The sequence below is a fragment of the Streptomyces sp. OfavH-34-F genome, assembly GCF_022347745.1.
Taxonomy (GTDB): Bacteria; Actinomycetota; Actinomycetes; order Streptomycetales; family Streptomycetaceae; genus Streptomyces.
Genome location: NZ_JAKRGC010000576.1, coordinates 1 through 1,866, shown reverse-complemented (window position 1 = coordinate 1,866; position 1,866 = coordinate 1). Strand labels below are relative to the sequence as shown.

At 72.1% G+C, this 1,866-nt stretch carries 2 protein-coding genes and 1 pseudogene; 1 reads left to right on the top strand and 2 read right to left on the bottom strand.

The window, feature by feature from the left end; all coding sequences use genetic code 11:
• Positions 1-106, top strand: a pseudogene (locus MHW47_RS35050) (isocitrate lyase/phosphoenolpyruvate mutase family protein); the annotation flags it as partial.
• Positions 107-170: 64 nt separating this feature from the next.
• Here the strand turns inward: MHW47_RS35050 and MHW47_RS35045 are convergent.
• Positions 171-1,160: a malate dehydrogenase gene (locus MHW47_RS35045; protein ID WP_239227858.1), complete on the bottom strand. Its 990-nt coding sequence runs from the start codon at positions 1,158-1,160 to the stop codon at positions 171-173.
• Positions 1,161-1,509: 349 nt separating this feature from the next.
• On the bottom strand, positions 1,510-1,866 hold a 357-nt coding region (locus MHW47_RS35040), incomplete at its 5' end, for a DUF3017 domain-containing protein (RefSeq protein ID WP_239227857.1).

Below are 1,866 nucleotides of genomic sequence, written 5' to 3'. Positions count from 1 at the left end.
CCGGCTGGGCGAGCTGGGGGCGACGCGGATCACCTTCGGGCCCGGCCTCCAGCGCCGGGCGGACGCGGCGGTCCGGGAGATCGCCGACGGGCTGCGCAGGCTCTGACGGCGGACGCACCGCGCCCCCGGCAGCACGACGGCTGCCGGGGGCGCGGTGCGCGGTGCGTGGATCAGATGAGGCCGAGCTCGCGGACGGCGTCGCGCTCCTCGGCGAGCTCCTTGACCGAGGCGTCGATGCGCGCACGGGAGAACTCGTTGATGTCCAGGCCCTGGACGATCTTGTAGGTGCCGTTCTCGGTGGTGACCGGGAAGGACGAGATGATGCCCTCGGGCACGCCGTAGGAGCCGTCGGACGGGACGCCCATGGAGGTCCAGTCGCCCTCGGCGGTGCCGTTGACCCAGGTGTACACGTGGTCGATGGCGGCGTTGGCGGCGGAGGCGGCGGAGGACGCGCCACGGGCCTCGATGATCGCCGCGCCGCGCTTGGCGACGGTCGGGATGAAGGAGTCGGCCAGCCACGCCTCGTCGTTCACCAGCTCGGCGGCGTTCTTGCCGGCGACCTCGGCGTGGAAGATGTCGGGGTACTGGGTGGCGGAGTGGTTGCCCCAGATCGTCAGCTTCTTGATGTCGGAGACGGCGGCGCCGGTCTTGGCGGCCAGCTGCGAGATCGCGCGGTTGTGGTCGAGCCGGGTCATGGCGGTGAAGCGCTCCGCCGGTACGTCCGGCGCGGCGGCCTGGGCGATGAGCGCGTTGGTGTTGGCCGGGTTGCCGACGACGAGGACCTTGATGTCGTCCGCGGCGTTGTCGTTGATGGCCTTGCCCTGCGGCTTGAAGATGCCGCCGTTGGCGGAGAGCAGGTCGCCGCGCTCCATGCCCTTGGTGCGGGGGCGGGCGCCGACGAGCAGGGCGACGTTGGCGCCGTCGAAGCCGACGTTGGCGTCGTCGGTGATCTCGATGCCGCGCAGCAGCGGGAAGGCGCAGTCGTCGAGCTCCATCGCGGTGCCCTCGGCGGCCTTCAGACCCTGGGGGATCTCCAGGAGTCGCAGGTTGACCGGAACGTCCGGGCCGAGCAGGTGGCCGGAGGCGATGCGGAAGAGCAGCGCGTAGCCGATCTGGCCGGCTGCGCCGGTCACGGTGACATTCACGGGAGTGCGGGTCATGACGATCTCCGTTAGACAGCTGGCGTCCGGGCACCTGGCCCCTGTGCGGACATCCCCTTGAATCTTGACGTGAAGAGATATCCGCCCGCCAGGCTATCCGACCCGGAAGCCCGTGGCCGCCCGGCCCCCGTTGCCTGACGATCACACAGTGGCGGAATGGTCACTTCCGTGCCACAGGGCCCAGCCGTCCATTGAATCGCGGGAGCGCGTCCCCAAGGCTGGACGCAGGCCGGGGCGAGGGCGCTCGATCGCCACCGCCGGAGTCCGCTCCGGGCCGCGTCCCCGCCCCGCACCGGTGTCCGTCCCTTCTCGGGGGAGGGGACGGCCACCGGTCTCACACCTCACCCGGTCAGCGGATCGTGAAGTGGACGGCGTGCTCCAGGAACGGGATGTCCAGCCACGGCCGGGGCTGCGCGAGCAGCGCGAGCAGCACGATCAGGGTGCCCAGCAGCCCGTAGGTGACCAGGTCGGTGAAGCGGGACCGCACCGCGAGCATGCCCACCGAGCGGACGACGAGGCGCAGCACCGCGCCGCCGATGAGTGCCGCGCCGATCAGGATCGTGCCGATGCGGAACGCCTCGTGGAAGGGGTCGGCCGCGACGATCAGCAGCCCGGTGGCGGCCACGCAGAGCACGGCGAGCAGCGGCCACTGGCGGGCCGGGGCGGGCGCGTCCCCGCCGGCCGCCCGGCCGCCGCCACGCCCTCC